This is a genomic window from Cupriavidus malaysiensis (assembly GCF_001854325.1).
Lineage (GTDB): Bacteria > Pseudomonadota > Gammaproteobacteria > Burkholderiales > Burkholderiaceae > Cupriavidus > Cupriavidus malaysiensis.
The window spans coordinates 3,098,212-3,115,164 of record NZ_CP017754.1 but is presented as its reverse complement, the minus strand read 5'-3'; the positions used below and the strand labels follow the sequence as shown (position 1 = coordinate 3,115,164).

The 16,953-nt window shown below is 64.0% G+C and carries 27 protein-coding genes and 1 tRNA gene; 8 read left to right on the top strand and 20 right to left on the bottom strand.

All coding sequences use genetic code 11. The annotated features are described in order from the left end of the window. The first annotated feature begins 9 nt into the window (after positions 1–9). The 6 genes from rplT to BKK80_RS14005 all read left to right on the top strand — a co-directional run bounded on the left by rplT (position 10) and on the right by BKK80_RS14005 (position 5,503). Positions 10–366 carry a 50S ribosomal protein L20 gene (gene rplT, locus BKK80_RS14030; RefSeq protein ID WP_071070014.1) on the top strand — a complete coding sequence of 119 codons (357 nt, stop codon included), beginning with the start codon at positions 10–12 and terminating at the stop codon, positions 364–366. A gap of 289 nt (positions 367–655) precedes the next feature. Next, positions 656–1,693, top strand: a complete 1,038-nt coding sequence (pheS, locus tag BKK80_RS14025) for a phenylalanine--tRNA ligase subunit alpha (protein ID WP_205683724.1) — start codon at positions 656–658, stop codon at positions 1,691–1,693. A gap of 120 nt (positions 1,694–1,813) precedes the next feature. Further along, the gene (pheT, locus tag BKK80_RS14020) at positions 1,814–4,270 is read left to right on the top strand and encodes a phenylalanine--tRNA ligase subunit beta (RefSeq protein WP_071070010.1); all 2,457 of its coding nucleotides are present in this window, start codon (positions 1,814–1,816) and stop codon (positions 4,268–4,270) included. Positions 4,271–4,354: 84 nt separating this feature from the next. Continuing rightward, positions 4,355–4,771: an integration host factor subunit alpha gene (locus BKK80_RS14015; protein ID WP_071013602.1), complete on the top strand. Its 417-nt coding sequence runs from the start codon at positions 4,355–4,357 to the stop codon at positions 4,769–4,771. 130 nt (positions 4,772–4,901) lie between these two features. Then, on the top strand, positions 4,902–5,342 hold the full coding sequence (locus tag BKK80_RS14010; protein ID WP_071013600.1) for a MerR family transcriptional regulator: 441 nt from the start codon (positions 4,902–4,904) through the stop codon (positions 5,340–5,342). 84 nt (positions 5,343–5,426) lie between these two features. Continuing rightward, positions 5,427–5,503 (top strand) — tRNA-Pro (locus BKK80_RS14005). Between the two features lie 86 nt (positions 5,504–5,589). On the opposite strand, the gene BKK80_RS14000 is transcribed toward BKK80_RS14005, so the two are convergent. Genes BKK80_RS14000 through BKK80_RS13980 form a run of 5 tightly spaced genes read right to left on the bottom strand, consistent with a single transcriptional unit; the run spans position 5,590 to position 8,875 of the window. Beyond that, a complete protein-coding gene (locus BKK80_RS14000) occupies positions 5,590–6,144 on the bottom strand; it encodes a tyrosine-type recombinase/integrase (RefSeq protein WP_236903685.1) in 555 nt (184 codons plus the stop codon). Between the two features lie 38 nt (positions 6,145–6,182). After that, a complete protein-coding gene (gene istB / locus BKK80_RS13995) occupies positions 6,183–6,956 on the bottom strand; it encodes an IS21-like element ISBcen13 family helper ATPase IstB (protein ID WP_006482411.1) in 774 nt (257 codons plus the stop codon). Then, positions 6,953–7,948 carry an IS21-like element ISBcen13 family transposase gene (gene istA, locus BKK80_RS13990; protein ID WP_236903751.1) on the bottom strand — a complete coding sequence of 332 codons (996 nt, stop codon included), beginning with the start codon at positions 7,946–7,948 and terminating at the stop codon, positions 6,953–6,955. Before istA ends, istB begins: the two co-directional genes overlap by 4 nt. Next, a complete protein-coding gene (locus BKK80_RS37460) occupies positions 7,833–8,654 on the bottom strand; it encodes a phage integrase central domain-containing protein (protein ID WP_236903684.1) in 822 nt (273 codons plus the stop codon). The genes istA and BKK80_RS37460 overlap by 116 nt, the downstream gene beginning before the upstream one ends. Continuing rightward, positions 8,651–8,875: a DUF4224 domain-containing protein gene (locus BKK80_RS13980; protein WP_071070007.1), complete on the bottom strand. Its 225-nt coding sequence runs from the start codon at positions 8,873–8,875 to the stop codon at positions 8,651–8,653. Before BKK80_RS13980 ends, BKK80_RS37460 begins: the two co-directional genes overlap by 4 nt. Positions 8,876–8,986: 111 nt before the next feature. On the opposite strand from BKK80_RS13980, the gene BKK80_RS13975 reads away from it, so the two are divergent. Then, a complete protein-coding gene (locus BKK80_RS13975) occupies positions 8,987–9,259 on the top strand; it encodes a hypothetical protein (protein ID WP_157903240.1) in 273 nt (90 codons plus the stop codon). A gap of 36 nt (positions 9,260–9,295) precedes the next feature. Then, on the top strand, positions 9,296–9,535 hold the full coding sequence (locus BKK80_RS13970) for a hypothetical protein (protein WP_071070864.1): 240 nt from the start codon (positions 9,296–9,298) through the stop codon (positions 9,533–9,535). Between the two features lie 2 nt (positions 9,536–9,537). Here the strand turns inward: BKK80_RS13970 and BKK80_RS13965 are convergent, their stop codons facing one another. The 15 genes from BKK80_RS13965 to BKK80_RS35630 form a co-directional block, all read right to left on the bottom strand. Further along, complete coding sequence (locus tag BKK80_RS13965) at positions 9,538–11,151, bottom strand: DNA cytosine methyltransferase (protein ID WP_071070003.1); 1,614 nt, start codon at positions 11,149–11,151, stop codon at positions 9,538–9,540. Then, positions 11,148–11,804, bottom strand: a complete 657-nt coding sequence (locus tag BKK80_RS13960; protein WP_071070001.1) for a hypothetical protein — start codon at positions 11,802–11,804, stop codon at positions 11,148–11,150. The genes BKK80_RS13965 and BKK80_RS13960 overlap by 4 nt, the downstream gene beginning before the upstream one ends. Further along, positions 11,801–12,040 carry a hypothetical protein gene (locus tag BKK80_RS13955; protein WP_071069999.1) on the bottom strand — a complete coding sequence of 80 codons (240 nt, stop codon included), beginning with the start codon at positions 12,038–12,040 and terminating at the stop codon, positions 11,801–11,803. The genes BKK80_RS13960 and BKK80_RS13955 overlap by 4 nt, the downstream gene beginning before the upstream one ends. After that, on the bottom strand, positions 12,040–12,189 hold the full coding sequence (locus BKK80_RS36515) for a hypothetical protein (RefSeq protein ID WP_157903239.1): 150 nt from the start codon (positions 12,187–12,189) through the stop codon (positions 12,040–12,042). The genes BKK80_RS13955 and BKK80_RS36515 overlap by 1 nt, the downstream gene beginning before the upstream one ends. 184 nt (positions 12,190–12,373) lie before the next feature. Then, positions 12,374–12,592, bottom strand: a complete 219-nt coding sequence (locus BKK80_RS13950) for a hypothetical protein (RefSeq protein WP_071069997.1) — start codon at positions 12,590–12,592, stop codon at positions 12,374–12,376. Beyond that, positions 12,589–12,840: a hypothetical protein gene (locus tag BKK80_RS36510; RefSeq protein ID WP_157903238.1), complete on the bottom strand. Its 252-nt coding sequence runs from the start codon at positions 12,838–12,840 to the stop codon at positions 12,589–12,591. Before BKK80_RS36510 ends, BKK80_RS13950 begins: the two co-directional genes overlap by 4 nt. Beyond that, on the bottom strand, positions 12,837–13,322 hold the full coding sequence (locus BKK80_RS13945) for a hypothetical protein (protein WP_071069995.1): 486 nt from the start codon (positions 13,320–13,322) through the stop codon (positions 12,837–12,839). Before BKK80_RS13945 ends, BKK80_RS36510 begins: the two co-directional genes overlap by 4 nt. Beyond that, positions 13,319–14,245, bottom strand: coding sequence for a recombination-associated protein RdgC (locus BKK80_RS13940; RefSeq protein WP_071069992.1), 927 nt, complete (start codon positions 14,243–14,245; stop codon positions 13,319–13,321). Before BKK80_RS13940 ends, BKK80_RS13945 begins: the two co-directional genes overlap by 4 nt. Positions 14,246–14,373: 128 nt before the next feature. Beyond that, positions 14,374–14,715 carry a hypothetical protein gene (locus BKK80_RS13935; RefSeq protein ID WP_071069990.1) on the bottom strand — a complete coding sequence of 114 codons (342 nt, stop codon included), beginning with the start codon at positions 14,713–14,715 and terminating at the stop codon, positions 14,374–14,376. Then, positions 14,712–14,945, bottom strand: coding sequence for a hypothetical protein (locus tag BKK80_RS13930; protein ID WP_071069988.1), 234 nt, complete (start codon positions 14,943–14,945; stop codon positions 14,712–14,714). Before BKK80_RS13930 ends, BKK80_RS13935 begins: the two co-directional genes overlap by 4 nt. Further along, entirely contained in the window at positions 14,942–15,478 is a 537-nt protein-coding gene (locus tag BKK80_RS13925) for a hypothetical protein (protein ID WP_071069986.1), read from the bottom strand. Before BKK80_RS13925 ends, BKK80_RS13930 begins: the two co-directional genes overlap by 4 nt. Continuing rightward, entirely contained in the window at positions 15,475–15,609 is a 135-nt protein-coding gene (locus tag BKK80_RS37760) for a hypothetical protein (RefSeq protein ID WP_257786730.1), read from the bottom strand. The genes BKK80_RS13925 and BKK80_RS37760 overlap by 4 nt, the downstream gene beginning before the upstream one ends. After that, the gene (locus BKK80_RS36505) at positions 15,606–15,767 is read right to left on the bottom strand and encodes a hypothetical protein (RefSeq protein ID WP_157903237.1); all 162 of its coding nucleotides are present in this window, start codon (positions 15,765–15,767) and stop codon (positions 15,606–15,608) included. The genes BKK80_RS37760 and BKK80_RS36505 overlap by 4 nt, the downstream gene beginning before the upstream one ends. Continuing rightward, the gene (locus BKK80_RS13920) at positions 15,764–16,213 is read right to left on the bottom strand and encodes a hypothetical protein (protein WP_071069984.1); all 450 of its coding nucleotides are present in this window, start codon (positions 16,211–16,213) and stop codon (positions 15,764–15,766) included. Before BKK80_RS13920 ends, BKK80_RS36505 begins: the two co-directional genes overlap by 4 nt. 132 nt (positions 16,214–16,345) lie before the next feature. Continuing rightward, entirely contained in the window at positions 16,346–16,912 is a 567-nt protein-coding gene (locus tag BKK80_RS35630; protein ID WP_084545589.1) for a zinc-ribbon domain-containing protein, read from the bottom strand. Positions 16,913–16,953: the final 41 nt, after the last annotated feature.

Here is a 16,953-nt window from a genome sequence, read left to right as displayed (position 1 = left end):
GAGAGTTACATGCCTCGAGTCAAACGTGGGGTCACTGCACGGGCCCGTCACAAGAAAGTCATCGACGCTGCCAAGGGTTACCGCGGCCGTCGCAATAATGTCTATCGCATCGCCAAGCAGGCGGTCATGCGTGCCGGCCAGTACGCATACCGCGATCGCCGCAACAAGAAGCGCGTGTTCCGCGCGCTGTGGATTGCGCGTATCAATGCTGCCACGCGCGAGCATGGCATGACCTACAGCGTGTTCATGAACGGCCTGAAGAGGGCTTCGATTGAACTGGACCGCAAGGTGCTGTCGGACATGGCTATCCATGACAAGCCTGCCTTTGCCGCCATCGTCAACCAGGTGAAAGCCACCGTTGCCTGATGCCGGCGCCGGGAATGCGTAAGCGTTCCCGGGCAAGCACCGACCGCAAGGTCGACCGCGGCCGCCGGGCCACCCAGCGCAGTACGCTGCGATGATTGCCCGGCAAGACCGCTGAAACGGGGCTCCGCGTGGGCCCCGTTTTCATTTCGAATGCCGCCACCAAGCGGGCTGCGCTCCGGCGTTGCCGTGGCCGAGACGGCATCCGAAACGAACACCGCACGAAGTGCCAACCTCCGCCAAGGCGCGCCGCGCCGTGGCGCCTAAACCTTCCACGACCGCTGCCATGTCCCTGGATCTGGATCAAATCGTCGCCGGCGCCCAGGCCGCTTTCGCCGCCGCCAATGACAACGCCACGCTGGAAAACGAAAAGGCCCGCTTCCTCGGCAAGACCGGTGCGCTGACCGAACTGCTGAAGAGCCTGGGCAAGCTCGATCCCGAGGCACGCAAGAGCGAGGGCGCGCGCATCAACCAGGCCAAGCAACAGGTCGAGGCCGCGCTCAACGGCCGCCGCCAGGCGCTGGCCGATGCACTGATGAACGCGCGCCTGGCTGCCGAGGCGATCGACGTGACGCTGCCCGGCCGCACGGTGGCGCGTGGCAGCCTGCATCCGGTGATGCGCACCTGGGAGCGCGTGGAGCAGATCTTCGGTTCGATCGGCTTCGACGTGGCCGACGGCCCCGAGATCGAGACCGACTGGATGAACTTCACGGCGCTGAACAACCCGGACAACCATCCGGCGCGCTCGATGCAGGACACCTTCTACGTGGACGGGCGCGACAGCGAGGGCAAGCTGCTGCTGTTGCGCACTCACACCAGCCCGATGCAGGTGCGCTATGCGCGTATGCATGTGGAGAAGTACAAGGGCCGCGCCATGCCGCCGATCAAGGTGATCTGCCCGGGGCGTACCTACCGCGTCGACAGCGATGCCACGCACTCGCCGATGTTCAACCAGGTGGAAGGCCTGTGGATCGGCGAGGACATCAGCTTTGCCGACCTGAAGGGCGTCTACACGGATTTCCTGCGCAAGTTCTTCGAACGCGACGATATCCAGGTGCGCTTCCGCCCGTCCTACTTCCCCTTCACCGAACCGTCGGCCGAGATCGACATGGCATTCGAAGAAGGCAAGCTGGCCGGCAAATGGCTGGAGATCTCCGGCTCGGGCCAGGTGCACCCGAACGTGCTGCGCAATATGGGCCTCGACCCCGAGCGCTACATCGGCTTCGCCTTCGGCTCCGGGCTGGAGCGGCTGACCATGCTGCGCTATGGCATCAACGACCTGCGGCTGTTCTTCGAGGGCGATGCGCGCTTCCTGCGCCAATTCGCCTGAAGCGCCTGAAGCGCCTGAAGCGCCCGAGGCGCCCGAGGCGCCTGGGACGCCTTCACCTGCCCAGGCCCGCCGCCGTCTTTCGTCACCGATACACCGCATACTTACCGGATCAGAAGCGCCATGCAATTCTCGGAATCCTGGCTTCGCAGTTTCGTCAATCCTGAAAAGGTCTCCACCGACGCGCTCTCGCACCGCCTGACCATGGCCGGGCTCGAGGTGGAGGAAGTGGGCCCCGTCGCGCCGCCGTTCGAAAAGATCGTGGTGGCGCGCGTGCTCGCCACCGAGAGGCATCCCAATGCCGACCGTCTCAATGTGTGCCAGGTCGACGCCGGCACCGGCGAGACGCTGCAGATCGTCTGCGGCGCGCCCAACGTCAAGCCGGGCATCCTGGTGCCGTGCGCGCTGGTCGGTGCCGTGCTGCCGCCGAGCGAGCCGGGCGGCAAGCCCTTCGAGATCAAGGTCGGCAAGCTGCGTGGCGTGGACAGCTACGGCATGCTGTGCTCGGCGCGCGAACTCAAGCTGTCGGAAGACCATGAAGGCCTGCTGATCCTGCCGGAGGATGCGCCCGTCGGCCAGAACATCCGCCAGTACCTGGATCTCGACGATCAGGTCTTCGTCATCAAGCTCACGCCGAACAAGGCCGACTGCCTGTCGATCCACGGCGTGGCACGCGAAGTGGCGGCGCTCACCGGTGCCGCGCTGCAGGTGCCGGCAATGACGCCGGTGGCGGTGACGCTGGACGAGACGCTGCCGGTCAAGGTGTCGGCGCCCGATCTGTGCGGCCGTTTCTCCGGCCGCGTGATCCGCGGTGTCAACGCGCGCGCGGCGACGCCTGCATGGATGGTGCAGCGTCTCGAGCGCTCGGGCCAGCGCAGCATCTCGGCGCTGGTGGACATCTCCAACTACGTCATGCTGGAACTCGGCCGTCCGTCGCACGTGTTCGACCTCGACAAGATCCACGGCGGCCTCGACGTGCGCTGGGGCCGCAAGGGCGAGCAGATCAAGCTGCTGAACGGCAATACCATCGAGGTGGACGAGCAGGTCGGCGTGATCGCCGACGACAAGGAGATCGAAAGCCTGGCCGGCATCATGGGCGGCGACAGCACCGCGGTCACGCTCGATACCGCCAATATCTACCTCGAGGCCGCCTTCTGGTGGCCGCAGTCGATCCAGGGTCGCGCGCGCCGCTACAACTTCTCGACCGATGCGGGCCACCGCTTCGAGCGCGGCGTGGACTTCGCCACCACGGTCGAGCACATCGAGCGCATCACCGCGCTGATCCTCGACATCTGCGGCGGCCAGGCCGGCCCAGTCGATGACCACGTGGTCAACCTGCCGGAGCGCAAGCCGGTGCGCATGCGCGTGGCACGTGCCGAACGCGTGCTCGGCATCGAGCTGTCGGCCGCCGAGATCGCCGATGTCTTCCAGCGCCTGCAGCTCGCCTTCACGCGCGAGCAGGGCGATGACGGCGAGGTCTTCGTGGTGACGCCGCCGAGCTACCGCTTCGACATCGAGATCGAGGAAGACCTGATCGAGGAAGTGGCCCGTATCTATGGCTTCGAGCGTATTCCGGCCCGTCCGCCGGTGGCCGAGAGCGAGATGCGCCCGACCGATGAGGCTCGCCGCTCGCAGCACGTGGTGCGCCATGCGGTGGCCGCGCGCGACTATCAGGAGGTGATCAACTTCGCCTTCGTGGAAGATAAGTGGGAGCGCGACTTCGCCGCCAACGACAACCCGATCCGCCTGCTGAATCCGATCGCGAGCCAGCTGGCAGTGATGCGCTCCACGCTGATCGGCGGTCTGCTCGACAAGGTGCGCTACAACCTGAACCGCAAGGCCGGCCGCGTGCGCCTGTTCGAAGTGGGCCGCGTGTTCCACCGCGACGGCTCGGTGGCCGACGGCGGCCTGACCGTGGCAGGCTATCGCCAGCCCATGATGGTCGCCGGCATCGCCTACGGCCCTGCCTTCGAAGAGCAGTGGGGCGTCGCCACGCGACCGGTCGACTTCTTCGACGTCAAGGGCGACGTGGAATCGCTGTTCCACCCGCGCGTGGCGCGCTTCGAGCCGGTCTCGCATCCCGCGCTGCATCCGGGCCGCGCTGCCCGCGTGCTGGTCGACGGCAAGCCGGTGGGTGTGGTCGGCGAGCTGCATCCGCGCTGGCTGCAGGAGTACGAATTGGCGCAGGCACCGGTGCTGTTCGAACTTGAACTGCAATCGCTGCGCGAGGTCGGCCTGCCCGCCTACAGCGAGATCTCCAAGTTCCCGGCCGTGGTGCGCGATCTCGCCGTCGTGGTCAAGCAGTCGGCGCGTGCGCAGGACCTGCTCGATGCGATGCGTGCAGCGCTGGATCAGGCCGGTTTCGGCCGCTTCTGCCAGAGCCTGGTGCTGTTCGACGAGTTCCGTCCGAAGGCCAATGCCGCGGCTTCCAGCAGCATTGGCGTGGACGAGAAAAGCCTTGCGTTCCGGGTGACCTTGCAAGATACTGGGTCGACCCTCCAGGACGAGACTGTCGACAGCGCCGTGCGCTGCATGGTTGATGCGCTGGTGGCCGCGTTCCAGGCACGGCTGCGTGGCTGAGAACGCTGTCCCCGCGACGGCATGGAGCGTCCGGGCCGCTGCGCCCGGACGGATCGCCAGATTGAACGACAATGCACGATCAATATGAATGATCGACATCTGAATGTCATGACTGCTGCAGCTCTGGGTGAGGCAGGCGACCGGCAAGCAGCCCACCGCGACGACGACACGCCGGAATCCCGCGTGACCGAGGTTCCCACTCTCACCAAGGCCGAGCTGGCGGAGATGCTGTTCGACCAGGTCGGTCTGAACAAGCGTGAATCCAAGGATATGGTCGAAGCCTTCTTCGACGTGATTCGCGAAGCCTTGGAGCAGGGTGACAGCGTCAAGCTATCCGGCTTCGGTAACTTCCAGCTGCGCGACAAGCCGCAGCGCCCCGGCCGTAATCCCAAGACCGGCGAGGTGATCCCCATCACCGCACGCCGCGTTGTCACCTTCCACGCCAGCCAGAAGCTGAAGGCACTGGTGGAAGAGCGGGCCGGCCTCGCGCTGCCTGGCTGAGCCGTGCCGCCGCGTTGCTCGCGGCAACGGGAATCGGTATCCTTCTGAGCGCGCAGGCGCGCCTCGCGTGCTTCCATTCGATCCCTAGCGTAACTCCTGCGGGCCGCGGCTCTGGCCGGCCCCTTCATGCATGTCCGACAAACCAAGCGATCGCGTCGCGCTGCCGCCGATTCCCGCCAAGCGCTACTTCACCATCGGTGAGGTAAGCGAGCTGTGCGCCGTCAAGCCGCACGTGCTGCGCTACTGGGAGCAGGAGTTCACGCAGCTCAAGCCCGTCAAGCGGCGCGGCAACCGGCGTTACTACCAGCACCACGAGGTGCTGCTGATCCGTCGGATCCGCGAGCTGCTGTACGAGCAGGGCTTCACCATCAACGGCGCGCGCAACCGGCTCGATGAAGGGCGGCATCATACGATACCGCCCGTGCAGGAAGAGAGTGTCGGCGCGGCACCGGCGCACGTCGAAGACGCCCCGGTGTTGTCGGTCGATCTGAACGCGCTGCGCAATGAACTGGTCGACGTCCAGCATCTGCTCGCGCAGTTGCGCGAGATCGCCGGACACGGTCCGAAGTAAGTCGGCGAGCGAAGCCGGGCACGGCAAAAAAGTGCAGAAGACACTAGTCAAGATGAAAATCCTTCTGATATAATCTTTTTCTCTCGGGGCGTAGCGCAGCCTGGTAGCGTACCTGCATGGGGTGCAGGTGGTCGGAGGTTCAAATCCTCTCGCCCCGACCAGTTTGAAACCCGCTTGGTGTAAAGCCAAGCGGGTTTTTTGCTTTTGTGGCCGCCAACCACGATTTGTCTAACTTGGTTGTGGTTGTCTAACTTGAGCGCTTCATAGGCACTGGCGTCACGTGCTCGACCTCTCGCGCCTTCGTGTAGTGCGCAGTCATTTCTGCGGTCGTGTGCCCGGCCAACGCCTGGGCAGCTGCAGCGCCATCTTGCCTGCGTTTGTCCGTCAAGGCTTTCGCGCGTAGGTCGTGAAAGTGCATTCCAGCCAGATAGTGACGATCGACCGGCGTTGCTGCGTCGCGACATGATTTCTCATATCGTTGCCGGGCGCGCTGGCAGGCCCGCTTCCAAGCCGTCTGCGCTCCGCTATACGTGAAGCGTCCACCAGTCTGCGTACAGACCACTGGACCGATCGCCTTCACCTTTCCGACCTTCGCAGACTCGAGTGTTGCCTTGAGGTCCGGTGTCATCTCGATCAGCATCCGCACCCCGGAACTGTTCACTGTCTTGGCTGGGTGGAACAGAATGCCCTCGTCACTCACTTCCGACCAGTTCAGCGCCAGTAGGTCGCCGATGCGCTGGGCCGTTTGATACGCCAGATCGATTAGCGCGACGATGTCAAACGCATTTGAAATCTGAGCCACTTCGCGCCTGATCGCGCAAAGTAAAACTGAGCCAGTCGTTACTTCTTCGATGACGAGACGTGACCGGCTTGACGTTGCTGTCTCAGTCTGTAGCTGTCTCCTTTGATCTGGATGATGTGGGCATGGTGCAGGATGCGGTCGAGCATCGCTGCAGTCAGTGTGGTGTTGCCACCGAAGGTCTCGTCCCACTGCGCAAACGGCAGGTTGCTGGTCAGGATCATTGAACCGCGCTCGTAGCGTTTGGCGACGATCTGGAAGAAGTGGCTGGCCTGATCTCCCGAGAGTGGCAGATAGCCAATCTCGTCGACGATGAGCAACCTCGGGCCGAGAATGTTGTGTCGAAGTACGGCGTCGTATCGCTCCTGTCGGCGTGCGGCCTCGAGCTGCAACATTAGATCCGCCGCCGTAATGAACTTCGTCTTGATGCCGGCCTGCGTTGCAGCGTATCCGATCGCTATCGCGAGATGCGTCTTGCCCACGCCTGACGGGCCAAGCAACACGGCGTTCTCGCCCCGTTCGATGAAGCGCAGGGTGGCGAGCTCGTCGATCGTCTTGCGCGGGGCCCCGACGGCGAAGCTGTAGTCGTAGTCATCCAGTGTCTTGAGAGCGGGGAACCCCGCCATGCGCACCAGTGTTTGCCGCGAACGAACTTGCCGCGTCTCTCGTTCGTGCGCGAGCGCGTTCTCGAGGAAATCGAGGAAACTCCATTGTTTGGCCGCCGCGTCGCTGGCCAGAGCGACGTATCGGTGCATGAGCCCCTCGAGCTTCAAACTCTGGCAGTGCCCGTCGATGCGTTCCTGCTGCAAGTTCATGCGCGCACCTCGGTCAGTAATTGCTGGTAGACGGACAACGGGTGCTGGATCGACATTGCTGGATCAACGCGTGGCCGAGCGACGGCACGAGCCGGCAATCGGGGCACCGCGTAACCCGGCATATCGCGCAAGCAAGCCCGTTCGCGTTGCTCCAACAGAATCGCGGGTGCCAGCCCTGTAACCGGATGCACTCGCTGGTTAGCCACGTCGCGCAGCCATTTACTCACCTCGACGTTCGCAGTCACGGCATCGAGCATCAAGCCGGATTGCTTGAGCTGGCTCGCCAGCGGCACATAGAAATTGCCACGCAGGTAGCGGTGGAATCGCTCGACCTTGCCTTTGGTTTGCGCGCGGTACGGTTGGCACAGTCTGGGTAGGAAGCCGTACCGCTTGGCCAGATCGAGCATGCCGGCGTGCCAGCGGTGTTGACCGTCGCCATATGCATCGCGCTCGACAACGATAGTCTTGGCGTTGTCGTAAAGGATCTCGCGAGGAACGCCACCCAAGGCTTCGAACAGCGCATGATGACAGGCGACCAGCGTCTCGGCGCGTTCATCGGTGGTGAAGCGTGCCCAGCGCCACCGACTAAACCCGAGCGTGGCGGTGAAGGCGTAAAGCGGGTCGGTGCCTCGGCGGAAGACCACGAAATCGCACTGCATCTGCCGGCCAGGCTCGGTCTCGAACCTCACGACCGGGTCTGGCTTGGGCACGGACTTATGCGCGTTCATGAAAGCCTGCAGGCTTCGCAGTTGGCCCTCGTAGCCGCGCGCACGCAGCTCGCGCAGCAGCGCCGGCGCAGCGATGATCTCGGGTGCTGCGGCGCTCATGCGATCGAGGATGTACGCCTCGAACGCTCCGAGCTTGGTTGGCCGCGGTTCACGCGGCTTGTAGCGCGGCACGTCCTCGGCCGACAGGTACCGCGCCACCGTGTTGCGAGAAATACCCAGGCGCCGCGCGATCTCGCGCTCCGATACGCCTTGGGCTTTGAGCACATGGATTTGCATCCACTGTTCCTTCTGGAGCATCGCCAGCCTTTGCGCGCAAAAGGCTGACTGTACTGAAAGGTGGCTCAGATTTACTTCGCGCGAAGTGGCTCATTATTACTTTGCGCCCAACAACGATGGCGCGCCCGGATGGCGTCGGCTTGTCGTCATTGCCAACCAGAGCTGCAGCGCGCACGGCGTCCAACTCGGCGTCGGTGATGTAGCGGTCACGCTTCTTCTCGGTGGCACCGGCCACCTCACTCACCGGGTTGGCGTTGCGCAGACCCTTGCGTACCGCGAAGGTGAACATGACCGACAGCAGCGCGCGGTACTTGTTGCTGGCGTTCGGCTTCGCCTCGAAGTGCTTGTCGAGAAAGCGTGCCACGTCCTTCGGCTCAACGTCCTCGACGCGCCATTGCCCGTCGAACTCTGCCTTAATGAACGTCGCCATGCGCCGGTACTCCTCCTGCGTCTTTGGTGAGTATTTCGACAGCCTCGCAAGCAACCACGCGTCGATCAGTGCAGGCATCGTGTCGGTGGGGCGATCGTCCGCGTCCCGGCTGAAATTGGCCAGGGCGGTGTATAGGGCCGTGAGGCCTTCGCTGACGCGGCAGAGCTTGTGCCACTTCCGCCGGATGTCGACGAAGTACCAGGCGCCGTTCTTCTCATAGACCCGCGAGGGTAAAGGGGAGGCCTTCTTGCGGCGACCAATCATGCTGCTTTCCTGTCAGAGGCGAGTTCGGGCTTTCGACGTGGAGCCTTCGCTTGTTTGGGCGCGCCGATGCCCATCATGTGGTGGCGCCAGACGCGCACGCTACCATCCGGGCGGCGGTCGGCGGGAACGCCGGCCTTGAGTAGCACGGCAAGCTGCTCGGCGGCGCGGCGGTAGCCAGTGGCCTCCACGATCTCGTCAACGGTGAGGGTGAGCGACTGCATATTTCACTCCAATCCGCCATGCCTGGCGGGTCAATTCGACGATGCGTTCTGCGTTTTCCTGTATTGCCTGAATGCCCTACATCTTTGCTAGCCGGTGCCGATATGGCGACCATGAGCAAGTTCTTTGACAAGAAGCTCGAAGAAGAGCTGGGCACTGCGGCCGCCCTCCAAATCGCCGCGATCGGCGCGAAGTTGCGCAGCCAAATGGACGCGATAGACGCCGTCAGGATTGCGAAGGGCAGACCTACCTTGCAGGAGGAAATGGAGGAGGCCGAGGCCGACATTCGTCAAATGATTGCGAATGGCGAAGTCACCAAGGACGACTATCCGTGGCTGTTCGATGACTACGATCCCTGCGGAAGTGGTATCGATCGGCTCGATTGACGCCACTACGCTTTGCTCATTTGCGAGGACAACAGCATGGCGAAGCAGAAGCTTTCTGTGGAGGAGTTCATCGCGGAGATGAACAGCCGCCTCCCGAGTCACTACGGATACAAGCCTGGTCTCCATATCTTTCTGATGCCAATTGGGGCGAATGCTGCTGAGGCGACAGGCTACGACTGGGCCCCCAAGGATCTCGACACGACTGCGGCAGTGTCTGCCGTGCATGAGCACGTAGCGTCGCTCTACGATGTCGCGCCTATACCGCGTAGTGAGTAGTTTCACGCCGCGATCCTCCGTTCCTTCGCCTCGCGCGCCGACCAGCTGGCCAGCTCGGGCACGTTGGCGCGCACCAGCGCGGCCGCCATCGGCGGGCTGACGCTGTTCCCGCACATGCGAACCTGGGCATGCTTCGGCAGCCGGCGCCCGTCGATCACGGGCGCGATGACATAGCTGGCCGGGAAGCCCTGGGCCGCGTACAGCTCGTGCGGCTCCAGCATGCGCATGCCGATGTCGGCGATCTGGTATTCCTCGCCGGCCACCGTCACCAGGCCGATGCGGTCCTTGGTGGGGATGGTGTGCATCGGGTCGCGGCAGTCCTGGTCCTGGCCTCCCTCGCTGTAGTACTTCACTAGGAAGGCGCGGACCTCGGCCACATGGTTGCCGGTCGTCAGCGTGGGGACAGGTGCCGTTGTGGCGCCGCCAGAGTGGCCGGTCGTGTTCACCATGAGGTTCGACGTGACCAGGGCGTGGTGGTCGGTGGTCGTGATGGTGTCGACCGGGGCGCCCAGGGACACGCCGGGGCCGGTGTAGTTGCCGCCGTAGTGCTTGGCCAGAAAGGCGGACACGAGCGCGTGCTTAGCGCCGCCTGCTACGACAGTACCGAGCGGCTTGTCGAGCCCGGGCGCGCGGGGCGCCTGGCCGGCGCGCTCGCCGTAGCCGGTCTGCACCAAGGTGGCTGCAGCCAGGGCGAAGTGACCGCCCTTGACCTCAGCGCATTGGGTGCGCAGAGGCTCGTCGGCATGGAACGTGCGCTGCGTTGATGCGTTTGCGCATTCCGTGATGAAGGGCGCCTCGATGCTTTCAGGCAATCGGACGGCGAACGGCTTGGCCGAATCGATAACGTAGCGGCGCAGGCCGCGCGCGATCCGGCGCTGCGTGGCCTCGGCGAGGGGGCGGGCGCGTTCGAAGATCGACGGGCAGGGGATGGACCAGTCAATGCACTCGGCCGCCGTCCGCCAGGCCGAGCGCTTGCCAGCCTTGACCGCCGGGCTGCTTGGAGCGCCGTGGCTTTGCTCGGGCCAGACAACGGGCCTGCCGTCGCAGCGCGCGACGAGGAACAGGCGCTTGCGGATGGTGGGCGCGCCGTAGTCGCACGCGCGCAGCTCGCGCCATTCGACCGCATAGCCCTTCTCCTGCAGCTGGTGCACGAAGCTGCGGAAGGTCTTGCCCTTGCGCGCGGAGCAGGGCGAGCCATCAGCCAGCAGCGGCCCCCAGGTCTGGAATTCCTCGACGTTCTCCAGCAGGATAACGCGCGGGCGCACCAGCGCCGCCCAGCGCATCGCCACCCAGGCCAGCCCGCGGATGTTCTTGTCGCGTGGCTTGCCACCCTTGGCCTTGCTGAAGTGCTTGCAGTCGGGGCTGAACCAGGCCAGGCCCACCGGCCGGCCGCGCGTGACCTTGATCGGGTCCACATCCCACACGCTCTCGCAGTGGTGCTCGGTCTGCGGATGGTTCATGGCGTGCATGGCCACGGCCTCGGGGTCGTGGTTGATGGCGATGTCGACGTGCCGGCCGAGGGCCAACTCGATGCCGCAGCTAGCGCCACCGCCGCCGGCGAAGTTGTCGACGATCAGCTCGGGGGCGATGTCCAGCAGGAACTGGTCGCGGATCATGCTGCACCTCGTTCTTGCTGGGCGGCGGCTTGACTGGCTGCCTCGTCTTGGGGGCGGCGGTAGAGTTGACGGAAGGCTTCGGCATCGCACTGGGATACCCACGCGGCATCGCTCTCGCCATACTTGTAGGTGGCGTGGTGCACCCCACCAGGGAAGGTGAAGTAGGCGCGACAGTAGCCGCCCTTGGCCTCCAGCTGGTGGCCGAAGACGTTGACGTGGGTAACCTTGCTACCCGGATACTTGGTCTCCACAAGCTCGATCAGCGCAGACTCTGCCGTCTCGCGCGATCGCCTCTCAGCTCGCTCCATTGCCGCGCACGAGACGCTGCAGTAGACCATCTGGCCCACGGCCACCGGACCGAGTTCCGATGCGTCAAAGTGCGGGTCCGGCTCGACATTCTCCATGTCCTCGTCGACGCGGCAGCCACAGTGACCGCACTCGTAGTGCCAGCCGGCCGCGATCAGCGCGAGCGGCGGCACTGGGCCAGGTGCATGCCGGTCAAGTTCGGGTTTGCGGCGGCAATGGTCGATGTTCTCCCACTCGCAGCCAATTTCGCCTGCGCCTTCACGGCGCGCGGTGGCGGAATTGGTGGCGAAGACAATCACCCAGTTGTCGCCGCCGTCGTAGACCTCGTAGGCCTTCATGGTTGTCATGCCGCGCTCCCTTCGTGCTGGACACCCTCAAGCTCAGCCAGATCCGCGAAGAAGTAACGGTCCGTGATGTGCTCGTGCGATACCTTGTAGCGTTCCGGGAAGTACTCGCTCATGCCGCGCACCACCAGCGTTTCGCCGGCCTTCGCGCAGATGTAGCACCCAAGGCCGTCCTCGCGCAGGTCGTCAATCAGGTCGATCTTGGCGCGCACCTTGTCACCCACATTGAACTTGGCCATCACGCACCTCCCTCGCGCAGACGACGGCAAAGCTCGCGGCCAGAAGCGTTGATCGGCTCGCCGTCTGAGTTGGAGAACATCGCATCGCGGTAAAGCCATTCGGTTGGCACCGTGCGCCAGTACAGCCAATCGATGAATCGCGCGATCATGCCGCACCTCCCTCGTGCTGGGCTACCAACGGCAGCCACTCCACGACAGATGCTGCTTCATACCCATCGTCTTTGCATAGGTGACAGAAGTACTGGCGGTGCCCGGACTCATGAGCACCTATCCAAGCCGCTGGCCTGCCGCACTCACCGTTGAACCATCCAGGTTGCGAATTCGCGCACCGCATCACGACGCCTCCTGTATCTTCTTGATCCTGTCGATCGCCCATTGCGCCTTCGTCACCGCCCATTCGGCCTGCTCCTTCATCCGAGCGAGGTGCTCGATACAGCGATTTAGGTCATCTCGGTTGAGACGCCGCTGAGCGTCCTCAGCCCGCACAAGAGCAGATGCGGCATGATCGAGCGCTTCCTGAACTTCCCACTTGGCATGATCGATGGAGTTCATGCCGCACCTCCTTCGCGCTGGGCAGCCGGAGCCACGTCGATCCGGAACGAATAGCTGGGGTAACGCTTCGCAGCTTCCCGCACTGCACGCCTGGCGTCGGAGAACTTCCCAAAATGCAGAGCACTAGCAATGTCGCCTGTCCGGGGAGGTAAAGCGCTCTGCCCGGCATCATCTTCGTCGCTGTTCAGGCCGAGGCATCCGCGAGGCTCTGACGGCGATACCAGAATCACGTAGTCCTGTTTCGTCATGCCGCACCTCCTTCGCGCTGGGCAGCCAGGGCTGCGTCGGTGCGCCGGCGAGCAGGCATGAGCGCGCCGGGGATATAGTTCCGCCCGACCCAAATCCCGTTCACGTCGGTGCGCCAAGTGCGTGCATCCGTCTGGAGCCACTCGTCTCCGTCCTCGATCACGTCAGCATGGGTAAGCAGTCGGTACTGCTGCTCACCATCACGCGCCGCCGCGCTGTCGGGGGAGAGGGCGAGGGCACGCGAACGGAACAACAGTGCCGTCATGTCATCAATGGCCGGATGATCGGTGCCAAGGGCGCGCACCAACATCGCCATCAACCGCTTGTCGCCTTCTTCCAAATCGATGCCAACGAAGGTGTAGCCGAATTCGGTATCGCCGTAGCCATCGGCCGCCGGCAGCGCTGCGGGTTCCGCCTCGCGCTCGATGAATGCAGCGACATCTTCCGCCGTCGTCAGCGCCTCGTGCTCACGTTGTTCCGTCATGCCGCCTCCCTCATATCTTCTTCGGGTTTGCGTTCGCCTCCGAGGGCATCCGTCAGATCCCTGAGCAGCGTCGCCAACTCGGCGGACATCATCAGGAAGTCAGCATCGAACCGCTCTCCCTCGCCGGTCAGCGTGGCGTCGGCCTGCTCTTTGATGACGTCCAGGGGCGCCATCCGCTTGATGGTCAGGGCGTCGGTCAGGACGAAGGAGACACGGTCGTCCCAGGTCATTGCAAGGCGGGTGCAGCGCTTGCCGGCGGCGATGTGGCGGCCCATGTCGGCGACGTCGAGTGGGTGGCGGGCGTAACGAATGGTCGCCCGACGCTCGCTTCTCGATTCCAACGTCAGCTCCTGGTCGATGGTGAAGCCGGCCGGCGCGGTGTCGGTGGCGAGCCATTCGGTCATGGCCGCCACGGGCGAGTGGTTGACCTGCAGCATCATGGCCGGCAGCGGGTCCAACGACTTGAACAGCATCCCGCGCACATCCTCTGTCTTGCTGGCGCTACTGGCGTCGATTGCCAGCCAGCCGTTGACCGGATCAATCCAGACGCGGGTGTAGGCGCTGGAGACGAACGCCTTGCTGAGCAGCTCCTCGACGATCTGTTCCTTCAGCTCTCTCAACTGCTTGCGGCCAGGCTTGAACCCCTGCTGTTGCTCGACCTGGGCGGCGCGCGCCTTCGTGGCTGCGTTCACGACCCGCGCCGGCAGGATCTTCTGATCCGTGCGCAGGGCGATCAGGAGTTGGCCATTGCAGGCGCGGACGAGGCCGCCGCCATCGAGCGGCGGGGCCCAGCCGCTCGATGCCAGATCGAAGGCGCCGCACGGGAGGAAGGCGAATCGCGCCAGCGCGGCGGCGACGTCCGCGGCGGAATGAGGGAAGCGAGACAGGCGAAGCAGGGAGAGGTTGCGGAACCAGGTGAACATGTGTTTCTCCGTTTAGATTTCGTCGTTGAGGTCGTCGAGGCGCTTTGCCAGCGCGTAGCGCGAATAGGCGCCGACAGCCAATGCCGCGAAGAGCGCGACCATGTGGAAGGAGAGGGCGACTCCGTAGCTCACGGCGCGCTCCTATAGGGCTGCCAGCCCATGAGGGGCAGGCCGCTGGACTTGCTGATGACTGGGTTACCCTTCTTGTCCTCCTTTGGCTTGCGAACCATGACGCGCGCGCCGTAGATGCGCGACGTCTTGCGCGCGACGAGGATCCATTCCTCGGCGAACTGAGGGGCGTCGAAGGGAGGGCTGACCTGGATAGGCTTCGCGCTGATCAGGATCTGCTCAGCGGCTTCGTGCACCTTCTGCTTCCACACGTCCATCGTCAGCTTCTCGCCTGCGAGCTTCTTCTCGGCGCGCTTGATAGCGGCGTCGAGGGTCATGCCGAACACGCAGAAGGCGCTCATGGGTGATCTCCAAGGACGGCGACCATGCGGTCGCGCAGGTCTACGAGGCCGGCATAGGCATCCTGGGCCGCGACGCCGTAGAAGTTGCCGGTGTTGATGGCCGCGTTGAGGATGCGCACGATGTCCGCCATCGGCGGGACGGGCCCTGGCGTGGCGGCGGCCGGCCGCGCGCGGCGCGCGAACTCGGCGTTGTTCTTGAGCGTGCGCGAGAGGAAGTCGGGCATGCTCATGCCGGGCTCCAGGCGGTCGTGTGCATGGCTTGCCGGCGGGCCTTGAGCGCGGCCTTGTAGCTGGCCTTGGCCTCCTTCTTGGTAGGGGCCCAGTCGCCTTGCACTTCGCGGCCGTATCCGTCGCGACGGAACATGCGGTACTGGTAGTGCTCCTTCCACGTCCCATAGTCCCGATGCCAGCGCGTTTCGAACTCTGGCAGGCGGATGCCGCAAAGGAACTCCCCGAACGAGTCTCCAGCGCATCCATCTGCGTCGAGATATTCCTCGTATCGTGTCCGCTTCCGCGGCTCCGGCAGTGACGTGATTGCCAGGGCGCGGCCCGCTTCGGTGGTGTAGAAGACGATGGAGCTTTCCGGCAGGAACGCGGGCCTATAGCCGCGCACCATGAGTCCGGCGGCTTCCAGCTGCTCGAGGTCCGGCATGTCGTGGTGGCCCGGGCCGGCGACGAAGTGGTTACGGTGCGGCTCGCGATGACGCTCGCTGATACCCAGCGTGTGCTGCAGCAGCCCGATCTGTGCGGATGTCGGCGTCATGCTCGCTTCACCTTCACGCAATGGGCGCCGGCAAGGGCTGCTCGGTTGAAGGCGCTGGCGTAGGCATCCCACCAGGTGGGGAAGGGGCCGGTATAGGCCGGCGCGCCGTCGAGGAGGATGCGGAAGATCATGCCGACCTCCGGTAGGTGGTCGGGTGGATCGCGTTGGCGGCGCCGTCCATGGCCGTGGCGAGGCAGGAGACGGCAACCAGGGCGATGGCGATCAGTGTGCCGATCAGGAGGGCGCGGTTATTGCGCGCGATCTTCGCGGGGTCGTGGCGCTGGGTCATGCTGCCGTACCCACTTCTTCCGCCGGCGCAGCTGCAGCGCGGGCGCGAGCCTGATCCACCTTGATGAGAACCTCGGTGTCGACGCTCATGCCGAGGCGAAGGCGACCTTTCTTGAGCAGCAGATGCGCACGGCTGCCGCAGGAGTCCTGCTTCTCGATCTTGAATCCGACCGTCAGGAGTGCATTGAGGTGGCGCGCTTCAGCGCTGCCGAAGGCGACGGCGGGGAGGCGCAGGATCTTGCCGAAGGCATCGGTCTCGATCTCGGAACCGTGGATGTCGAGCCCGGCCGCCTTGAGTGCGCTTTGCTCTGCCTCGAGGAGCGCCAGCTGGGCGTCCATGCGCGTGAGCATGGCCATCCGGGACTTGTGGCGCTGCTCCTCCAGCGCGCGCGCCTGCTGGCGCAGGGGCATCGCCAGGATCTGCTGGTGTGTCGGGGACTTCGGCATCGCAATCTCCATCGTGGGGGCGCCGGGTGGCGCGTCGATGGAGTGGATAGTAGTCCGACTGCTAAACAGCGTCAACAGTCGGACTAATAATTTTTCAAAAAAGAATGCCCGCTCTGCGGCGGGCACTACCGATCAGGGCTTAGGATCTGTTGCTTTTGTCGCCCAGAAGGTGGCAGTCCAGTACGAGTGCTTGTGTCTTGATGGGTCGAGTTTGTACTGTGCAAGTGTGGTCTGGCTGATTTGCATGATGCGCCCGCGGACCTGCAGCACAGTCCATGTCTGCTCAGGGTTTAGGGCTCCACCCGAGAAGCACCATGGAGCGTCGTTGACGATTCTTGCCCAAGCTGAGTACTCCTTCTGGTTGTAGTGCTCGGCGGCTTCTGCAAACTTGTGCTCAAACTCGCAACCGAAGGAAGCCTTATCCATCTTTACCACATCATCAGCCTTGATCCCGAGCTCATTGCCGGTAGTTGCATCAGCTGTGGCGGAGGTCGAGCTTCGAGAGCTATTGGCACTTATCGTCGCTGCTATGACGAAGATCCCCACAAGGCCAACAATGCCCAGGCCAACCCCTAGTCGGCCAGAGCGCTTGGGCGGCTCCTGATGCTGCGTCGCTGCAATGGGATTTCCGCATCGTGGGCACGCTGTTGCACGATCGCTAACTTCGGCATTGCATTCGCTGCATGCGATGAGGGCCATAGTCGTCTGTCTTGTCGTTGTTTATGGCGTAGGGTACCAAC

What these genes read in the sequence shown, in the direction of transcription:
- istB (WP_006482411.1), bottom strand. Translation starts at nt 6,956, where the DNA reads ATGAACTTGCAGCAGGAACGCATCGACGGGCACTGCCAGAGTTTGAAG.
- BKK80_RS13940 (WP_071069992.1), bottom strand. Translation starts at nt 14,245, where the DNA reads ATGTTCACCTGGTTCCGCAACCTCTCCCTGCTTCGCCTGTCTCGCTTC.
- rplT (WP_071070014.1), top strand. Translation starts at nt 10, where the DNA reads ATGCCTCGAGTCAAACGTGGGGTCACTGCACGGGCCCGTCACAAGAAA.
- BKK80_RS13950 (WP_071069997.1), bottom strand. Translation starts at nt 12,592, where the DNA reads ATGAACTCCATCGATCATGCCAAGTGGGAAGTTCAGGAAGCGCTCGAT.
- BKK80_RS13930 (WP_071069988.1), bottom strand. Translation starts at nt 14,945, where the DNA reads ATGAGCATGCCCGACTTCCTCTCGCGCACGCTCAAGAACAACGCCGAG.
- BKK80_RS36515 (WP_157903239.1), bottom strand. Translation starts at nt 12,189, where the DNA reads ATGATCGCGCGATTCATCGATTGGCTGTACTGGCGCACGGTGCCAACC.
- BKK80_RS13960 (WP_071070001.1), bottom strand. Translation starts at nt 11,804, where the DNA reads ATGACAACCATGAAGGCCTACGAGGTCTACGACGGCGGCGACAACTGG.
- BKK80_RS13925 (WP_071069986.1), bottom strand. Translation starts at nt 15,478, where the DNA reads ATGACGCCGACATCCGCACAGATCGGGCTGCTGCAGCACACGCTGGGT.
- BKK80_RS36510 (WP_157903238.1), bottom strand. Translation starts at nt 12,840, where the DNA reads ATGACGAAACAGGACTACGTGATTCTGGTATCGCCGTCAGAGCCTCGC.
- BKK80_RS13955 (WP_071069999.1), bottom strand. Translation starts at nt 12,040, where the DNA reads ATGGCCAAGTTCAATGTGGGTGACAAGGTGCGCGCCAAGATCGACCTG.
- BKK80_RS13945 (WP_071069995.1), bottom strand. Translation starts at nt 13,322, where the DNA reads ATGACGGAACAACGTGAGCACGAGGCGCTGACGACGGCGGAAGATGTC.
- BKK80_RS37760 (WP_257786730.1), bottom strand. Translation starts at nt 15,609, where the DNA reads ATGATCTTCCGCATCCTCCTCGACGGCGCGCCGGCCTATACCGGCCCC.
- BKK80_RS13935 (WP_071069990.1), bottom strand. Translation starts at nt 14,715, where the DNA reads ATGAGCGCCTTCTGCGTGTTCGGCATGACCCTCGACGCCGCTATCAAG.
- BKK80_RS13920 (WP_071069984.1), bottom strand. Translation starts at nt 16,213, where the DNA reads ATGCCGAAGTCCCCGACACACCAGCAGATCCTGGCGATGCCCCTGCGC.
- BKK80_RS36505 (WP_157903237.1), bottom strand. Translation starts at nt 15,767, where the DNA reads ATGACCCAGCGCCACGACCCCGCGAAGATCGCGCGCAATAACCGCGCC.
- BKK80_RS35630 (WP_084545589.1), bottom strand. Translation starts at nt 16,912, where the DNA reads ATGGCCCTCATCGCATGCAGCGAATGCAATGCCGAAGTTAGCGATCGT.
- BKK80_RS14015 (WP_071013602.1), top strand. Translation starts at nt 4,355, where the DNA reads ATGAATGATCGACATCTGAATGTCATGACTGCTGCAGCTCTGGGTGAG.
- BKK80_RS37460 (WP_236903684.1), bottom strand. Translation starts at nt 8,654, where the DNA reads ATGATTGGTCGCCGCAAGAAGGCCTCCCCTTTACCCTCGCGGGTCTAT.
- BKK80_RS13970 (WP_071070864.1), top strand. Translation starts at nt 9,296, where the DNA reads ATGGCGAAGCAGAAGCTTTCTGTGGAGGAGTTCATCGCGGAGATGAAC.
- pheT (WP_071070010.1), top strand. Translation starts at nt 1,814, where the DNA reads ATGCAATTCTCGGAATCCTGGCTTCGCAGTTTCGTCAATCCTGAAAAG.
- BKK80_RS13975 (WP_157903240.1), top strand. Translation starts at nt 8,987, where the DNA reads ATGAGCAAGTTCTTTGACAAGAAGCTCGAAGAAGAGCTGGGCACTGCG.
- BKK80_RS13980 (WP_071070007.1), bottom strand. Translation starts at nt 8,875, where the DNA reads ATGCAGTCGCTCACCCTCACCGTTGACGAGATCGTGGAGGCCACTGGC.
- BKK80_RS13965 (WP_071070003.1), bottom strand. Translation starts at nt 11,151, where the DNA reads ATGATCCGCGACCAGTTCCTGCTGGACATCGCCCCCGAGCTGATCGTC.
- BKK80_RS14010 (WP_071013600.1), top strand. Translation starts at nt 4,902, where the DNA reads ATGTCCGACAAACCAAGCGATCGCGTCGCGCTGCCGCCGATTCCCGCC.